Below are 16,181 nucleotides of genomic sequence, written 5' to 3' on the forward strand. Positions count from 1 at the left end.
GTGACCGAGTCCCCGCTGACGCTGCTGCGGTCGCGTGAAGTCTTCCGCCGTCGCTTCACCGTGACCGGTGTCGTCCAGGGGGTCGGTTTTCGTCCTTTCGTGCACCGGCTCGCCGGTGAGCTGGGCCTGGCCGGATTCGTCGGCAACGATTCCGGGGCGGTCTTTCTCGAGGTGCAGGGCGAGCGGGCGGCCGTCGGTGAGTTCGGGCGCCGGTTGCGCGCCGAGGCCCCGCCCCTGGCGCGGATCGGCGCGGTCAGCGTGGCCGACGTCGACGCCGTGGACGGCGAGCGCGACTTCCGGATCGTGGCGAGCGAGACCGTCACGGGTGCGCGCACACCGATCCCGCCCGACATCGCGGTCTGCGACGACTGCGTCGCCGAACTGTTCGACCCGCGCGACCGGCGCTACCGGCACCCGTTCGTCACCTGCACCAACTGCGGGCCGCGGTTCACCATCATTCGTGAGCTGCCCTACGACCGGCCCGCGACCACCATGGCGGGGTTCGCCATGTGCCGGCTGTGCGCCGCCGAATACCACGATCCCGCGGACCGCCGGTTCCACGCCCAGCCCATCGCGTGCCCCGATTGCGGTCCGTCGCTGTGGTTTGCCTCGGCCGCCGGGCGGGTGGACGGGCCGGATGCCGCGCTGGCGGCCACCCAACGCGCGCTGGCCGCCGGCGCGGTGGTCGCGATCAAGGGAATCGGTGGTTACCACCTGGCCTGCGCCGTCGACGACGATCGGGCGGTCGGCGCCCTGCGGGCGCGAAAGGCCCGCGGCGCCAAACCCTTCGCCCTGCTCGTCCGCGACCTCGACGTCGCGCGCCGCTACGCGCACATCGACGACGCCGAGGCCGCGGTGCTGGCGGGCCCGGCGCGCCCCATCGTGCTGCTGCACCGCCGCCCCGGCGCCCCGGTCGCCGACGCCGTCGCCCCCGGCAGCCCGCTGCTCGGGCTGATGCTGCCGTACTCAGCCGTGCACCACCTGCTGCTGGCACCGGTGCCCGGCGCGGGTGGGCAGGTGCCTGACGCGCTGGTGCTGACCAGCGCGAACCGTTCCGACGAACCCATCTGCTTCACCGCCGACGATGCGGCGCAACGACTCCCGGCTTTGTGCGACGCGGTCCTCGACCACGACCGGCCCATCCACGTGCCGTGCGACGACTCGGTGGTGCGCGTGCTGGACGGCGGGCAGCTGCCGATCCGCCGCTCGCGCGGCTACGCGCCGCTGCCGGTCGACCTGCCGCTCGCCGGGCCGGCCGTGCTGGCCGTGGGCGGCGAACTGAAGAACACCTTCTGCCTCACCGACGGCCCGCGCGCCTACCTCTCCGGGCACATCGGCGACATGGGCACGCTGGAGACGCTGCGCGCGTTCGAGCGCGCGGTCGGGCAGCTCGGCGGGATCCGCGGCCGGGCGGCACGACTGGCGGCGGACCGCCATCCGGGGTATCACACCAGGAACTGGGCCGAGCGCCACGCGGGCGGCCGGCCCCTGGACCTCGTCCAGCACCACCACGCCCACGTGGTGTCGCTGCTGGCCGAGCACGGTCGCATCGGTGAACCCGTCGTCGGCGTCTCGTTCGACGGCACCGGCTACGGCTGCGACCAGACCATCTGGGGTGGCGAGATTCTCACGCTCGGGACCGACAGCCATCGCTTCGTCCGGGCCGGCCACCTGCGGCCGGTGCCATTGCCGGGCGGGGACGCCGCGGTGCGCAATCCGTGGCGGACGGCCCTGGCCCAGTTGTGGCTGGCCGACATCGACTGGACCCGCGGCCTGGCTCCGGTGGCCGCGGCCAGTCCCGATGAATTGCGTTGCTTGCGTTCGCAATTGGAGTCCGGCACGGGGTGTGTGCCATGTTCGAGCATGGGCCGGCTGTTCGACGCGGTCGCCTCGCTGCTGGGCGTGCGACACCGGATCGGCTACGAAGGCCAGGCCGCCATCGAACTCGAGGCGCTGGCCGAATCGGCCGGCGACTCGCCCGGCCCGTCGCTGCCGCTGGCCGTGCGCGCCGGCGGCGTGATCGACCCGGTCCCCATGGTGCGGGCGCTGGCCTCGGCGCTGGCCGCCGCGACGCCGCCGGCGCTACTCGCCGCGGCCTTCCACCGCGCCGTCGCCGTCGCCGTCGCCGAGGTGGTCGCTCAGGTCGCCGGCCCGGTCCGGCTGGTCGGCCTCACCGGCGGGGTGTTCCAGAACGTGCTGTTGCTCCGCGACTGCCGGGACCGTTTGCGGCGAAACGGTTTCGAGGTGCTGACCCACCGCGTCGTGCCGCCCAACGACGGCGGACTGGCGCTGGGTCAGGCCGCGATCTCGATGCTCACCGCGGCCGAGGGGGACCGCCGATGAGCACCACCACCGCGATCGACCGCGGCCTGGGCGCCGAACTGGCCGAGGACCTCGCCGCCACCGCCTTGACACTGGCCAGGCGGTTCGCCGCCGGTGCGACCATGTGGTCCATCGCGCCGGAGTGGGAACCGCACGCCCAGCACATCGCGGTCGAGTTCGTGCACCCCGTCATCGTGGGCAAACGCGCGCTGCCGGCGGTGGCGCTGACCGGACCCGACGTGGTCGACCTGGCGCGGGTGTCGGTGCGGCCCGGCGACATCGTGATCGCCGTCTCCGGGGCGCACGACGCCGGCGTGCGCTCGGTGATGCGCCGCGGCCCGGCGTGGGGCGCCACCACGATCTGGATCGGCAGCGGCGAGCGCCCCCCGGCCGGCGCGGCCGACCACGTGCTCTGGCTCGACGACCCCGACCCCCGAGTGCCCGCCACCGGCGGCTTCGTCTTGTTCTACCACCTGTTGTGGGAACTGACCCACGTGTGCTTCGAGCACTCCGGTCTGCTCAAACCGCAACGCGCCGAGACGGTTTGCCTCACCTGCAGCGACGAGGGCCGGCTGGGCGAGGTGGTCGCGCCGTCGACCGGCGGGCAGGCCGCGGTGCGCACCGCGCAGGGCGTCGAAAACGTGGTGACCGCACTCGTCGACCCGGTCGGGGCCGGGGACCTGGTGTTGGTGCACGCGGGCACGGCGATAAGCCGCGTCGCCGATGAGGGGGACCCCCGATGACCGACGAGCCGACCAACTTCCTGTATCCGTTCATCGACGCGCAGGAAGACCTCGACGGCCAAGGGGCCACGGCCCTGCTCGCCGACCTGGCCGCGTCGGCGCAGGCGAAGGCCGCCGAGAGCCTGACGCTGCGGCGGCGCACGCTGGAGGCCAACGCCGAACTGCTGGGGGCGGCGGCCGCCGAGATGGCGCGCCGATTTTCCGCGGGTGGCCGGATGTTCACGTTCGGAAACGGTGGCAGCTGCACCGATTCGGCGACACTGGCCGCGCTCTTCGCCCGCCCGCCGCTCGGCAGGCCCCTGCCGGCGTGGTCGTTGACCGCCGATCAGGCCATCCTGACGGCGCTGGGCAACGACGTCGGCTTCGAGCTGGTGTTCGCGCGCCAACTGATCGCCCGGGCCAGAGCCGGCGATATCGCGATCGCCATGTCGACCAGCGGCAATTCGCCCAACCTGCTGACCGCGCTGGCCGAGGCGCGCCGAGGCGGCCTGTACACCGTCGGTTTCGCCGGATACGACGGCGGCGCCTTCGCCACCGACCCCGACGTGGACACCTGCTTCGTCGTCGGTTCCCAGAGTGTGCACCGGATCCAGGAGTCACAGGCACTGCTGGGCTATCGGCTGTGGGTGGCCGTGCACGACCGGTTGAGCGGACAAGGCCGGGGGGCCGCATGAGCACGTCAGCGGGCGACTACCTGTCGTCGGGGCCGCGCTTCGCCGAGGGCGAGGTGATCGAGCGGATCGAGTCGTTCCGCCGGCGCCGGCCCCGCCTGCTCGACGACCACGTGACCCTGGCCCACGGGGCGGGCGGCAAGGCGTCGGCGGCGCTCATCGACGCGGTGTTCGTCGAGGCGTTCCGCAACCCGCTGCTCGAGACGCTGGGTGACGCCGCCGTCCTGACGCTGCCCGGCGGTGAGCGCCTGGCGATGTCCACCGACTCGTTCGTGGTGGCGCCCAGGCGTTTTCCCGGAGGGTCCATCGGCCGGCTCGCCGTGCACGGAACCTGCAACGACCTGGCCATGGCCGGCGCCGTGCCCGCGTGGCTGTCGGCGGCGTTCGTCCTGGAAGAGGGCTTTGCGATCGGCGAACTGAAGGAGATCGTCGCCGACATGGCGGCCGCGGCCGCGGAGGCGGGCGTGCAGATCGCCACCGGCGACACCAAGGTGGTGCCCAGGGGCGCGGCCGACGGCCTGTTCATCAACACCACCGGCGCCGGCGTGATCCCCGCGGGCCGTGCGCTCCGGGCGCACTCGGTGCGCGCCGGCGACAAAGTCCTGTTGTCGGGCTCGATGGGCGACCACGGCATGGCGGTCATGCTCGCGCGCGGCGACCTGGACATCGAGGCCGACATCCGTTCCGACACGGCGTCATTGAGCCCGCTGGTCGAGTTGCTGCTGGCGGCCGCGCCGTCGACCCGCTGGTTGCGCGACGCCACCCGCGGCGGGGTGGGCACGGTGTGCAACGAACTGGCCCAGGCCTGCGGGCTGGGGGTGCTGCTCACCGAGGACCGGCTGCCGGTGGCGCCCATGGTGAACGGGGCGTGCGAGCTGCTCGGCATCGACCCGCTCTACGTGGCCAACGAGGGCAAGTTCGTCGCGGTCGTCGGGCCCGACGAAGCACCGGCGGGACTGGCCGCGCTGCGCTCACATCCGTTGGGCGCGCGGGCGGCCGAGGTCGGGGAGATCGTCACCGAGCCGGCCGAAACCGTGGTGCTGCGAACCGGTTTCGGCGGCACCCGGATTGTCGACATGCTCGTCGGCGACCCGCTGCCACGGATCTGTTGAGCTGGATCGAGGACGGAGGGAACGCACATGTGTCTGGGGATTCCGGGGCGGATCGTCGAGATCACCGACGCGGCCAACTACCTGGCGAGGGTGGACGTCAGCGGGGTGCAGCGCACCATCAGCGTGCGGCTTCTCGAGGACGACCTGCCCCAACCCGACGACTGGGTGCTGGTCCACGTCGGGTTCGCGATGGCCAAGATCGACGAGACCGAGGCCCTGCTCACGCTGGCCGCCATTCAGAAACTCGGGGAAGCCTACACCAGCGAGCTGGCCGCGTTCGACTCCTCGGCGATACTCTGAAAGGAGTTGACGCATAATGAAATTCGTTGACGAGTTCCGCGACCCCGCCGCTGCCCGCAGACTGCTCGGCGCGATCGAGCACCTGGCCGGCGACCCGGACCGTTCGGGGGACCACTTCAAGTTCATGGAGGTGTGCGGCGGGCACACCCACACCATCTACCGGCACGGCATCGAACACCTGCTGCCCGACAATGTCGAACTGGTGCACGGGCCCGGCTGCCCGGTCTGCGTGATCCCGATGGGCCGCATCGACGACGCCATGTGGCTGGCCGCCCAACCCGGCGTGATCTTCACGTGCTTCGGCGACATGATGCGCGTGCCCGGCTCGAACGGCAGCCTGCTCGACGCCAAGGCCAAGGGCGCCGACGTGCGGTTCGTCTACTCCCCGCTGGACGCGCTCAAGATCGCGGTGGAAAACCCCGACAAGCAGGTGGTGTTCTTCGCGATCGGCTTCGAGACGACCGCACCCTCGACGGCGGTGACCCTCGTGCGCGCCCGCGACCTCGGGCTGGCCAACTTCAGCGTGTTCTGCAACCACGTGACGATCGTGCCACCGATCAAGGCCATCCTGGAATCACCCGATCTGCGCCTGTCGGGCTTCATCGGCCCGGGCCACGTCTCCACCGTCGTCGGCAACCGGCCCTACCGCTTCGTTCCGGACGTGTACCGAAAGCCGTTGGTCGTGGCCGGGTTCGAGCCGCTGGACATCCTCGCGGCCGTCGCGATGCTGCTACGCCAGATCCGCGAGGGCCGCTGCGAGGTGGAGAACCAGTACAAGCGGGTGGTGCCCGAGCACGGCAACCCCGCCGCGCTGGCGCTGATGGGCAGGGTGTTCGCGCTGCGGCCTCACTTCGAGTGGCGCGGCCTGGGATTCATCTCCCAAAGCGCGTTGCGGTTGCACGACGACTACGCCGGGTTCGACGCCGAGCTGCGGTTCGCGATGCCCGGCGTTCGGGTCGCCGACCCGAAGGCCTGCCAGTGCGGCGAGGTGCTCAAGGGCGTGCTGAAGCCCTGGGAGTGCAAGGTGTTCGGCACCGCGTGCACGCCCGAGACCCCGATCGGAACCTGCATGGTCTCCCCCGAGGGCGCCTGCGCCGCGTACTACAACTTCGGCCGGATGCACCGCGACGCGGCCAAACTGGTGTCGCGCACTTGACCGTCAGCGACACCGCCGGTGTCGAGATGTTCGCGCGCTACGCGTATGCCCCCAACGCGCTGGGCTATTGCGGTCCGCCGCTGGGCGCCACCCTGCGGGACGGGTCGGTCGACGAGGTGCGCCGCGCGGCGGCGGGGTTCTCCGGGGCCTGGCCCTACCTGCGGGTGCTGTCGCGGCTGACGGGGATCGACGACCCGCTCGATTACCGCCTGGTCGAATCGTACTGGCTGGGCACCGGTCTCGGTGCCGACCTGGACCCCCACGAGTTCTACGACGCGTTGCTGGCCATCATCGGCCCGCAGGCGGGGCGCTACTGGTCGCATTTGACGGCGGACCTGGCCGGCGAGGCGGCCGGAAATCACTGCTTCCACGTCTTCGGTGTCTACCCGTGGACGCGGTTCCTCGGTCGCGGGATGGACGAACACCCGCTGAGCGTGCTGGACAATTGCCGGATCTCCTGGGCGACGGTCGTCTCCCGGGCCGGCGACGACGTCGAGGTGCGCGGCAGCCGGCTGGCCTGGGATGGCCGGGCGCTCACGCTGGCGGCGCCCTCGGCGCGGGTGCTGGACGTCTGGGCCGACGGATACAGCGCGGTACCCGATGCGACCCCCGGCGACCGCGTCGCGGTGCACTGGGGGCGGTTGTGCGGGCGGCTGTCCCCGCCGCAGGTGCGTGGGCTCGCGGAATGCACGAACCGTCAGCTCCGGGTGACGAGTCAACGGCTCGCGCAGACTTTTTCGGGCTAGCTCGTGTCAGACTGGTCGCGTGGCCGGTTCCCTGTGCGACGTGTTGCCGGCCGCGGCCGCGTTGCTCGGCGCGCCCGCAGCCGCCGACAGGCTGGGGGTGACCCGCGGGGCGGGTGACGTCGACCGCGTCGCCGTCGTGCTGGTCGACGGCATGGGCTGGCACCTGCTGCCCGAGCTGGCCGGCAGCGCGCCGCTGCTCGCCTCCGTGCTGGCCGGCGCGACCGGAACGCTGACCGAACTGGCCTGCACCTTTCCGTCGACCACACCCACCAGCCTGGTGTCGCTGGCCACCGGCGCGCGACCCGGTGAGCACGGCATCCTGGGCTTCACCCTCAACATCCCCGGCACCGACCGGGTGCTCAACCACATCCACTGGCGCGGCGACCCGCCGCACACCGTTTGGCAACCGCTGCCGACGTGGTTCGAGCGGCTGCAGCGCGCCGGCATCCGTGCGCGCGCGGTGCTGCCCGCGGCGTTCTTGGGCAGCGGGCTGACCGGCGCGGCATACCGCGGCGCCGAGATCCGTCCGACCCACCCGACCGACGACTATGCGCGACTGTTCGCCGACGAGCTGGGGGCGGCGCCCGGCCTGGTGTACGGCTACACCCCCGGGCTGGACAGCGCGGCGCACCTGTTCGGCATCGGGTCACCCGAGTGGCACGCGGCGGCGGCCGCCGTCGACGCGCTGCTGACGCGCCTGGTCGATACGTTGCCCCGCACCGCGGCTTTGCTGGTGACCGCGGATCACGGCGGCCTGAACGTCCCGCCTGCGGCGCGCATCGACCTGGACACCGCACCGCCGCTGGGCGAAGGGGTGCGCGTCGTCGCGGGTGAGGCGCGGGTGCGCTACCTGCATACCGAGCCCGGGGCCGCCGCGGATGTGCAGGCCACCTGGAGCGGGGCGCTGGACGGCCGCGCAACCGTCCACACCCGCGAGCAGGCGGTCGCTACGGGGATGTTCGGGCCGGTCGATGAGAGGTTCATGGCGAGGATCGGCGACGTCGTGGTCACCTGCACCGGTGACGCGGCCGTGCTGGCGACGGCCCACGAACCACCGGAAACGGCCGGGCTCATCGCATTTCACGGTGCGGCCACCGCCGCCGAGATGGCCATCCCCCTGATCGTCTTTCCGTAGCGCCGGGGTGACTGAACGCGAACGCACACCGGACTTTGACCGTACTCACAGGTCGCTCAGGGTGCGGGCCCCGTTTGGTGTTGTACGGTCGGGGCACTGTGAACCTTCTGGGCAGCGGTGCACCGCGGCGATGGCCCCCGGCCGTCGGGATCGTGGCCGCGCTCAGCGTGTTCGTGGCCCTGATCGCGGGTTCCTCGCTGCGGCCCAAGTATTCCGCGGCCGAGCTCCCGGAGCCGGCCGCGTGGTCGCAGGCGACGACGGGTTCCGGCGCAACCGGCGCCGTCGGCTACCAACTCCGCCCCCAAGCGGCGGCCCGCAACGACCACGGCCTGCTGTCGGGCGCAACACCGTTGTCCGCGAAGCCGTTTCACAGCATGTGGATGACGCACGACCGGCCCGCGATGTGGCCCCGCCTGCCGGGCGACCACGCCTGGCCGGCGCCACCGGCTTCGTTCACCTCATCGGCCCGTCGACCGGGGATTGCCGTCTCGGCTTGGCCCCCGAGCGGAGCCGCCCGGGACCCGTTGAGCCGGTTCTGCGTAGCGCGCTGCTGAGTTCTGCCCGATCCGACGTCCGATCGGACCCGCATCATCGGCCGCCCAGGCGCCGTATCGGCGCACGAGCCGGGTCCTCGAGCACAATTCGCACCGTCTTCGAATGAGATAGCAATGCAATTCGCGACACTGCCGCCGGAGGTCAACTCCGGGCGCATCTACGCCGGCGCGGGAGCCGGGCCACTGCAATCGGCCGGGGTGGCCTGGGGGGCGCTCGCCGCCCGATTGCGCGACGCGGCGGCGCACTACCGGTCGGCGATCGCGGAATCCGGCGATCGTGACGCCGCGGCGCCGGCCCGGATCCAGTGGCTCAACGGCGTCGCCGCCGGGGCCGAGCGCGCCGCCATCCAGGCCGCCGCGGCCGCTGCCGCTGCGCGAACCGCGCTGGCCGCCGTGGTGCCGCCACCGGTCATCGACGCGAACCGCGCGCGACTCATGGCGTTGACCGGCGAGAACCACCTCGGCCAGGCGGCTCCGGCGATCGCGGGCACCGAGGCCGAGTACGAACGGATGTGGGCCGAGGATGTCCGGGCCATGTACACCTATGCCGAGGCCGCGGCGGGTGCCGCACGGCTGACACCCTTCGCGTCGCCGCCCTCGGACGGCCGGACCGCGTCGGGCGGTTGGAAGGTGACCGCGGCGCCGGAGGTGCTGGATGCGGGTCGTCAGGTGGTGTCGACCATCCCGCAAGCGTTGCTCGCGATGGCGTCCTCGCCGGTGGCGTCCCTGGCCGATTGCCTGGCGTCGCTGACGGCGTCGCTGTCCAAGCTCAGTTCGCTCAGTGCGCCGTCGGACCGCGCCATCAGGCATCTGAGTTCGCTGAACAAGAGGGCGTCGCTGGCGGCGTTCGCCCAGGCACCACGTCGCGCCTCCGGCACATCGATCACCGCCCGGATGGGCCGGTCTGCGCCGGTCGGCAGACTGTCGGCGCCGCCGGCGTGGGCCGGCGGCACAGCGCCCCAACCCGGCGCCGCCGATACAATTCCCGCCTGCTGGGGGTACGGGCCGATTCGGCTCGTCACAGCGGCGTCACGTACGCCGAGCTGATGCCGCCGTCGACCAGGAACGTGGACCCGGTGATGAACGACGCGTCGTCGCTCGCCAAAAACGCGACTGCCGCGGCGATTTCATCCGGCTCGGCGAACCGCCCCATTGGCACGTGCACCAGCCGGCGGGCGGCCCGCTCGGGATCCTTGGCGAACAGCTCCCGCAGCAGCGGCGTGTTCACCGGCCCTGGGCACAGCGCGTTGACCCTGATGCCCTGCCGCGCGAACTGCACGCCCAGCTCGCGCGACATCGCCAGCACCCCGCCCTTGGAGGCGGTGTAGGAGATCTGCGAGGTGGCCGACCCCAGCACCGCGACGAACGACGCCGTGTTGATGATCGATCCCCTCCCGGCGGGCACCATGTGCCGCAGCGCGGCCCGGCAGCACAGGTACACCGAGGTGAGGTTGACGTCCTGAACGCGTTGCCATGCGGGCAGTTCGGTGTTCTCGATCAGGTCGTCGTCGGGTGGCGAGATGCCCGCGTTGTTGAACGCGATATCCACCGAGCCGTAGGACCGCGCCGCGGCGTCGAACAGCGCGTTGACCGCATCCTCGTCTGAGACGTCGGTCGGCACGAACAGGCCGCGGAGTTCCTCGGCCGCCGCGGCGCCCGCGTCGGCGTCGACGTCGCCGACGACGACGGTCGCGCCTTCGGCGTACATCCGCCGGCCCGCGGCCAGTCCGATGCCGCCGCCGCCGCCGGTGACGACTGCCACGCGGCCGGCCAGCCGCCGGGTGAGGTCGATCACGGAGCCTCCTTGATCGCGATGAACACGTTCTTGGTTTCGGTGAAACTCAGCGGCGCGTCCGGGCCGAGCTCACGGCCCAGGCCGGACTGTTTGAAGCCGCCGAACGGTGTGCTGTAGCGGACGGACGAGTGCGAGTTCACCGACAGGTTGCCGGCTTCGATCGCGCGGGTGACGCGCAGCGCGCGGGACAGGTCGTCGGTCCAGACCGATCCCGACAGGCCGTAGGCGGTGTCGTTGGCCAGCGTGACGGCGTCGTGCTCGTCGTCGAACGCCAGCACCGTGACCACCGGACCGAAGATCTCGTCGGTCACGGCGCGATCGGTGCGCTGCGGGGTCAAAACGGTTGGCGGGAACCAGAATCCGCGCCCGGTGGGCGCGGTTCCCCGAAACGCCACGGGCGCGTCGTCGGGCACGTAGGACGCGACCTTGTCGCGGTGCGCGGCCGACACCAGCGGGCCCATCTCGGTGTCGCGGGCTGCCGGGTCGCCGACGACGACCCGGCGCACGGCCGGCTCGAGCAGCTCCATGAAACGGTCGAAGACGTTGCGCTGCACCAGGATCCGGCTTCGGGCACAACAGTCCTGCCCGGCGTTGTCGAAAACCCCGGCCGGCGCGGTCGCCGCCGCGAGCTCCAGGTCGCAGTCGTCGAAGACGATGTTGGCGCTCTTGCCGCCGAGCTCGAGCGTCACCCGCTTGACGTGGCCGGCCGCGCCGGCCATCACCTTCCTGCCGGTCGCGGTGGAGCCGGTGAACACGACCTTGCGGACGCCCGGGTGGCTGACGAACCTCTCCCCGACCACCGCCCCCTCGCCCGGCAGCACCTGCAGCAGGTCCTCGTCGAATCCCGCCTCCACCGCGAGTTCGGCGAGCCGCAGCGTGGTCAGCGGCGTCCACTCGGCGGGCTTGACCAGCACGGCGTTTCCCGCCGCCAGCGCGGGGGCGATCCCCCACGACGCGATCATCATCGGGAAGTTCCACGGCGTGATCACGCCCACCACGCCCAGGGGCTCGTTGAACGTGACGTCGAGTCCACCCGCGACCGGAATCTGCTTGCCGGACAAGCGCTCCGGACCGGCGGCGTAGTAGTGCAGGACGTCGCGGACGTGGCCCGCCTCCCATTCGGCAGAGGAGATCGGGTGCCCCGAATTGGCCACCTCGAGCGCGGCGAGTTCGCCCGCGTGGGCGTCGACGACGGCCGCGAAAGCCCGCAGGGCCGCCGCGCGCTCGGCCGGGGCCAGCGCCGCCCACCGCCGCTGGGCCGCTTGCGCGCGCCGCACCGCGTCGTCGACGGCCGCGGCGTCGAGGTGGTCGACCGAGCGCAGCACCTCCTCGGTCGCGGGGTTGATCAGTTCGGTCATCGGGTGGCCGCGTAAGACCGGGCGGCGTCGACGATCGCGGCGAACAGCCGCAGATCGTCCAGAGACTGTTCCGGATGCCATTGCACCGCAAGGGCGAACCCGTCCCCGGGCAGCTCCAGCGCCTCCACCACGCCGTCGGGGTCCCGGGCGCTGACCACGAGGCCCTCGCCGACCCTGTCGATGGCCTGGTGGTGGTAGCAGGGCGCATTCGCGGACTCCCCCAGCAACCCGGCCAGCCGCGTGCCCGCCACGGTGCGCACCGGCAACCGCGTGAACACGCCGTTGCCCGCCCGGTGCCCGTTGTGCCCGAGCACGTCGGGCAGGTGCTGGTGCAGGGTGCCCCCGCAGGCGACGTTGAGCACCTGGGCGCCCCGGCAGATTCCCAGCACCGGCAGGCCCCGCCGCAGGGCCGCGCGCAGCAGCGCCAATTCCCATGCGTCGCGATCGGTGCGGGGCTGATCGGTCATCGGATGCGGTTGCTGGCCGTACGCGGCGGGGTCGAGATCGTATCCCCCGGTGATCACCAGGGCGTGCAGGCTGTTCAGCGCGGAGTCGACAGCGCCGGGGTCCGCGGGCTGCGGGGGCAGCAGCACCGCGGTGCCGCCGGCGTTGATCACGCCCCGGAAGTAGTCGGCCGGCAGATAGGCCGCGGGCATGTCCCAGATCCCGGTCTGGATCCGCTCCAGGTACGTCGTCAGGCCGACCACCGGCCTCGCGGGCAGACCGTCAGACCTACAGCCGTTCAAAGCCGCGTATCCTCTCCCAGTCGGTGACCGCCGCGTTGAACGCCGCCAGCTCGACGCGCGCGTTGTTCAGGTAGTGCGCGACCACGTCGTCGCCGAACGCCTCCCGCGCGAGCGCCGAGCGGCCGAACAACGCGGCGGCCTCGGCGAGCGTGGCGGGCAGCCGCTCGACATCGGTTGCCGCGTAAGCGTTCCCCACGCACGCATCGGGAAGCGGCAATCCCTTTTCGACACCGTACAGGCCGCCGGCGATCAGCGCCGCCACGCCCAGGTAGGGGTTGACGTCGCCGCCGGGCACCCGGCACTCGACCCGGGTGCCGGGCCCGTGCCCCACTACCCGCAGCGCACAGGTGCGGTTGTCCGGCCCCCAGGCCACGGCCGTGGGCGCGAAGCTGCCGTCGGCAAAACGCTTGTAGGAGTTGATGTTCGGCGCGTAGAACAGCGTGTACTCGCGCAGGGTGGCCAGCACGCCGGCGACGAAGCTGCCGAACAACGCCGACATGCCGCGCGGCCGGGACCCGTCGGCGAACACCGCCGCGCCGTCGGCGTCGCGCAGCGACAGGTGAATGTGGCAGCTGTTGCCTTCGCGCGCATCGTATTTCGCCATGAACGTCAGGCTCTTACCGTGCCGGTCGGCGATCTCCTTGGCGCCGTTCTTGTAGATGGCGTGGTTGTCGCAGGTGACCAGCGCCTCGGCGTAGCGGAAACCGATCTCCTGCTGTCCCCGGTTGCATTCGCCCTTGACGGCCTCGAAGTGCAGGCCCGCACCAGCCATCCCGTGCCGGATGTCGCGCAGCAGCGGCTCCATGCGCGACGACGCCAGGATCGCGTAGTCGATGTTGTAGTCGCTGGCCGGGGTCAGTCCGCGATAGCCCAGGGCCCACGCCTGACGGTAGGGCTCGTCGAACACGATGAACTCCAGCTCGGTGGCAACGTCGGCGAACAGGCCGCGCTCGGCGAGCCGGTCGAGCTGGCGGCGCAGCACCGCGCGCGGCGCGACGGCGACCGCGGTGGCGCCGGCGGCCAGGTCGGCCAGCACCAGCGCCGTGCCGGGATGCCACGGGACGAGCCGCAGGGTGGACAGGTCGGGCACCATCACCATGTCGCCGTAGCCGGTGTCCCAACTCGACATCGCGTAACCGTCGACCGTGTTCATGTCGACGTCGACCGCGAGCAGATAGTTGCAGCACTCGGCCCCGTGGGCGGCCACCTCCTCGAGGAAGACCCGCGCCGCGACCCGTTTGCCCACGAGCCGGCCCTGCATGTCGGCGAACGCCACGATGACGGTGTCGACGCGGCCGATTCCCACGAGTTGTTCCAGCGCGGCCGGCGACAGCATCGGCGATTCCGGCTCGGTCACAGCGCTTCCTCGACTGCCATGGCCGCTAGTCAACCAGGCCTTACCAGGTGCTGGCGCGCAATACGATCTCGGCGGCCAGCTGAGCCGTCGACTCCTGCACCGCGCGGCGTCCCAGCGGGACGACGCGGTACTCGGCGTAGACGAACCGCTGGGTGTCACGAGCCACGGCGCGGGCGGACGGGGAGCTGACCAGCATCGTGGTGCCGATCTCCACCGGCGGGCAGTGTTCGTCGGGGGCCGCGCCGTCGGGCCCGGCGACCCGGGGGTGCCCGCGGTCGATCACGACCAGGCCGGTGAACCGGCCCAACCGGGTGGCCGCCAGTTCCCAGGCGAGCGCCCCGCCGGCCCGGTCGCCGACCACCACGGCCCACGCGATGCCCAGCGCGTCGAGGATGCCGACCACCGACTTGGCCGTCAGCCGCGGGTCGAAGCCGATCACCACCGTCCGCAGCGACGCGGTGTGCAGGCGCTCGCAGATGGCGTCGTAGGCGGCCGGCGAACGCTGCTCGTCGCCGATCATGAGGACGACGACGCCCTTGTCCGCTCCGGTGACGGCAACCGGGACGGGAAACCCGTCCAGCGTGGTCATCATTGAGGTCACCTCCGCACGCTACAGCGGATCGGCCCCCGTGCGCGATGCCCTGTCCGCATGTCCCGGGCTGGTTATGGGCGCAGCGCGCTGGCGATGCGCGGTCGCTTCGGCGGCGGGCCGTCGAGCAGGCCGCAGACGGCTTCGAGGTCGAGGTGGGCGGCCAGCAGATCGGCGATCACGTCGAGTTGGGCGTCCCGCCGCGCCGCGACGTCGGTCTCGGCGGCGACGAAGCCGCCGCGGCCGGCCGCGGCCGCCACGTGGGCGAGCCAGGCGCGGCGGAAGTCGTCGTTGTCCAGCAGGCCGTGCCAGTGCGTGCCGAAGACGGCGCCGCGCACGACGCCCTGCGGCTCGGCGTCGGTCCCCGCGCCGAACCACGTCTGCTCGGCGCACCGGGACAGCTGCCCGTGATGGATCTCGTAACCGGCGAGTGGCCCGTCGCGCGGGGCTTGCCAGCGGCGCAGCGTCTTGGCGTCGGCGAATGCGATGTCGGCGTCCAGCAACCCCAAACCGGCGACCTCCCCCGCGCCGGACTCGACCGGGTCGTCGATGCGCCGGCACAGCATCTGGAAGCCCCCGCAGATGCCCAGCACCGGCCGGCCGGCCGCCGCATGCCCGGCTATCGCGGCGGCCAGGCCGCGCTCACGCAGCCAGGCCAGGTCGGCGACGGTGGCCTTGCTGCCCGGGATGACGACCAGGTCGGTGTCGGCCAGGTCGGCCGGGTCGGTGACCCAGCGGACCAGCACGCCCGGCTCGCACGCGAGGGCCTCGACGTCGGTGGAGTTGGAGATCCGCGGTAGCCGGACCGCGGCGACCCGCAGCCACTCGTCCCCGCGCGGGGGCGCGGGCGTGCCGACCACGCGGTGCGCGACCACCGACAGCGAGTCCTCGGCGTCCAGCCAGAGTTCGTCGGCGAAGGGCAGCACGCCGTAGGTGGGCCGGCCCGTCAGCGCGCGCAGCTGCTCTATGCCCGGCGCCAGCAGCCCGGGGTCGCCGCGGAACTTGTTGACGACGAAGCCGGCGATCAGCGCCTGGTCGTCCGGCTTGAGCACCGCGACCGTCCCGAACAGGTGGGCGAGCAGGCCGCCGCGGTCGATGTCACCGACCAGGATCACCGGCAGGCCCGCGGCCCTGGCCAGGCCCATGTTGGCCAGATCGGTCGCCCGCAGGTTGATCTCGGCGGGGGAACCGGCCCCCTCACAGATTACCGCGTCGAATTCGCTTCGCAGGCAATTCAATTCGTCGAGGACGATGCCGGCGAGCCGGTCGCGGTGCCGCATGTAGCCGGTCGCCGTCACCGAGTCGGCGACCCGGCCGCGGATCACCAGCTGCGAGGTCCGGTCGCTGCCCGGCTTGAGCAGGATGGGGTTGAACCGGACGCTGGGCTCCAGCCCCGCCGCCCGCGCCTGCGTCGCCTGCGCCCGGCCGATTTCGCCGCCCTCGACGGTGACCACCGAGTTGTTGGACATGTTCTGCGCCTTGAACGGCGCCACCCGGACCCCGCGGCGCGCCAGCAACCGGCACAGGCCGGCTACCACCACCGATTTGCCGGCGTCGGAACTGGTGCCGGCGACCAGCAGGGCGCCGCTCACCGGCG

16 protein-coding genes are annotated in these 16,181 nt (G+C 72.1%); 10 read left to right on the forward strand and 6 right to left on the reverse strand.

What is annotated here, in order from left to right; genetic code table 11:
• The 10 genes from hypF (at nucleotide 1) to G6N48_RS11265 (ending at nucleotide 9,786) form a co-directional block, all read left to right on the forward strand.
• A complete protein-coding gene (gene hypF, locus G6N48_RS11220) occupies nucleotides 1-2,343 on the forward strand; it encodes a carbamoyltransferase HypF (protein WP_085269223.1) in 2,343 nt (780 codons plus the stop codon).
• Complete coding sequence (locus G6N48_RS11225) at nucleotides 2,340-3,065, forward strand: HypC/HybG/HupF family hydrogenase formation chaperone (protein WP_085269222.1); 726 nt, start codon at nucleotides 2,340-2,342, stop codon at nucleotides 3,063-3,065. The genes hypF and G6N48_RS11225 overlap by 4 nt, the downstream gene beginning before the upstream one ends.
• On the forward strand, nucleotides 3,062-3,739 hold the full coding sequence (locus tag G6N48_RS11230; RefSeq protein WP_085269221.1) for a D-sedoheptulose-7-phosphate isomerase: 678 nt from the start codon (nucleotides 3,062-3,064) through the stop codon (nucleotides 3,737-3,739). The genes G6N48_RS11225 and G6N48_RS11230 overlap by 4 nt, the downstream gene beginning before the upstream one ends.
• Nucleotides 3,736-4,848 (forward strand): hydrogenase expression/formation protein HypE, encoded by a 1,113-nt coding sequence (gene hypE / locus G6N48_RS11235; RefSeq protein WP_085269220.1) that lies wholly within the window; start codon nucleotides 3,736-3,738, stop codon nucleotides 4,846-4,848. Before G6N48_RS11230 ends, hypE begins: the two co-directional genes overlap by 4 nt.
• Before the next feature lie 27 nt (nucleotides 4,849-4,875).
• Nucleotides 4,876-5,148 (forward strand): HypC/HybG/HupF family hydrogenase formation chaperone, encoded by a 273-nt coding sequence (locus G6N48_RS11240; RefSeq protein WP_085269219.1) that lies wholly within the window; start codon nucleotides 4,876-4,878, stop codon nucleotides 5,146-5,148.
• 16 nt (nucleotides 5,149-5,164) lie between these two features.
• Nucleotides 5,165-6,304 carry a hydrogenase formation protein HypD gene (gene hypD, locus G6N48_RS11245; protein ID WP_085269218.1) on the forward strand — a complete coding sequence of 380 codons (1,140 nt, stop codon included), beginning with the start codon at nucleotides 5,165-5,167 and terminating at the stop codon, nucleotides 6,302-6,304.
• A complete protein-coding gene (locus G6N48_RS11250) occupies nucleotides 6,301-7,050 on the forward strand; it encodes a DUF6390 family protein (RefSeq protein ID WP_085269217.1) in 750 nt (249 codons plus the stop codon). Before hypD ends, G6N48_RS11250 begins: the two co-directional genes overlap by 4 nt.
• Nucleotides 7,051-7,069: 19 nt before the next feature.
• Nucleotides 7,070-8,185 (forward strand): alkaline phosphatase family protein, encoded by a 1,116-nt coding sequence (locus tag G6N48_RS11255; protein WP_085269216.1) that lies wholly within the window; start codon nucleotides 7,070-7,072, stop codon nucleotides 8,183-8,185.
• Nucleotides 8,186-8,283: 98 nt separating this feature from the next.
• Nucleotides 8,284-8,739, forward strand: a complete 456-nt coding sequence (locus G6N48_RS11260) for a hypothetical protein (RefSeq protein ID WP_085269215.1) — start codon at nucleotides 8,284-8,286, stop codon at nucleotides 8,737-8,739.
• Between the two features lie 114 nt (nucleotides 8,740-8,853).
• Nucleotides 8,854-9,786 (forward strand): PPE family protein, encoded by a 933-nt coding sequence (locus tag G6N48_RS11265; RefSeq protein ID WP_085269214.1) that lies wholly within the window; start codon nucleotides 8,854-8,856, stop codon nucleotides 9,784-9,786.
• On the opposite strand, the gene G6N48_RS11270 is transcribed toward G6N48_RS11265, so the two are convergent.
• The 6 genes from G6N48_RS11270 to G6N48_RS11295 all read right to left on the reverse strand — a co-directional run bounded on the left by G6N48_RS11270 (nucleotide 9,758) and on the right by G6N48_RS11295 (nucleotide 16,176).
• On the reverse strand, nucleotides 9,758-10,534 hold the full coding sequence (locus G6N48_RS11270) for a 3-oxoacyl-ACP reductase (protein ID WP_139825771.1): 777 nt from the start codon (nucleotides 10,532-10,534) through the stop codon (nucleotides 9,758-9,760). The genes G6N48_RS11265 and G6N48_RS11270 overlap by 29 nt on opposite strands.
• A complete protein-coding gene (locus tag G6N48_RS11275) occupies nucleotides 10,531-11,892 on the reverse strand; it encodes an aldehyde dehydrogenase family protein (protein WP_085269213.1) in 1,362 nt (453 codons plus the stop codon). Before G6N48_RS11275 ends, G6N48_RS11270 begins: the two co-directional genes overlap by 4 nt.
• Complete coding sequence (locus G6N48_RS11280) at nucleotides 11,889-12,638, reverse strand: gamma-glutamyl-gamma-aminobutyrate hydrolase family protein (RefSeq protein ID WP_232066599.1); 750 nt, start codon at nucleotides 12,636-12,638, stop codon at nucleotides 11,889-11,891. Before G6N48_RS11280 ends, G6N48_RS11275 begins: the two co-directional genes overlap by 4 nt.
• Nucleotides 12,625-13,995 carry a glutamine synthetase family protein gene (locus G6N48_RS11285; RefSeq protein WP_139825770.1) on the reverse strand — a complete coding sequence of 457 codons (1,371 nt, stop codon included), beginning with the start codon at nucleotides 13,993-13,995 and terminating at the stop codon, nucleotides 12,625-12,627. Before G6N48_RS11285 ends, G6N48_RS11280 begins: the two co-directional genes overlap by 14 nt.
• A gap of 40 nt (nucleotides 13,996-14,035) precedes the next feature.
• On the reverse strand, nucleotides 14,036-14,587 hold the full coding sequence (locus G6N48_RS11290) for an alpha/beta fold hydrolase (RefSeq protein WP_085269211.1): 552 nt from the start codon (nucleotides 14,585-14,587) through the stop codon (nucleotides 14,036-14,038).
• Between the two features lie 71 nt (nucleotides 14,588-14,658).
• The gene (locus G6N48_RS11295) at nucleotides 14,659-16,176 is read right to left on the reverse strand and encodes a cobyric acid synthase (protein ID WP_085269210.1); all 1,518 of its coding nucleotides are present in this window, start codon (nucleotides 16,174-16,176) and stop codon (nucleotides 14,659-14,661) included.
• Nucleotides 16,177-16,181: the final 5 nt, after the last annotated feature.

This window comes from Mycobacterium parmense, assembly GCF_010730575.1.
GTDB classification, from domain to species: domain Bacteria; phylum Actinomycetota; class Actinomycetes; order Mycobacteriales; family Mycobacteriaceae; genus Mycobacterium; species Mycobacterium parmense.

Bases quoted from the DNA above. Each gene is read 5' to 3' on its own strand.
- G6N48_RS11225 (WP_085269222.1), top strand. From the start codon at position 2,340: ATGAGCACCACCACCGCGATCGACCGCGGCCTGGGCGCCGAACTGGCC.
- G6N48_RS11230 (WP_085269221.1), top strand. From the start codon at position 3,062: ATGACCGACGAGCCGACCAACTTCCTGTATCCGTTCATCGACGCGCAG.
- hypE (WP_085269220.1), top strand. From the start codon at position 3,736: ATGAGCACGTCAGCGGGCGACTACCTGTCGTCGGGGCCGCGCTTCGCC.
- G6N48_RS11240 (WP_085269219.1), top strand. From the start codon at position 4,876: ATGTGTCTGGGGATTCCGGGGCGGATCGTCGAGATCACCGACGCGGCC.
- hypD (WP_085269218.1), top strand. From the start codon at position 5,165: ATGAAATTCGTTGACGAGTTCCGCGACCCCGCCGCTGCCCGCAGACTG.
- G6N48_RS11265 (WP_085269214.1), top strand. From the start codon at position 8,854: ATGCAATTCGCGACACTGCCGCCGGAGGTCAACTCCGGGCGCATCTAC.
- G6N48_RS11275 (WP_085269213.1), bottom strand. From the start codon at position 11,892: ATGACCGAACTGATCAACCCCGCGACCGAGGAGGTGCTGCGCTCGGTC.
- G6N48_RS11290 (WP_085269211.1), bottom strand. From the start codon at position 14,587: ATGATGACCACGCTGGACGGGTTTCCCGTCCCGGTTGCCGTCACCGGA.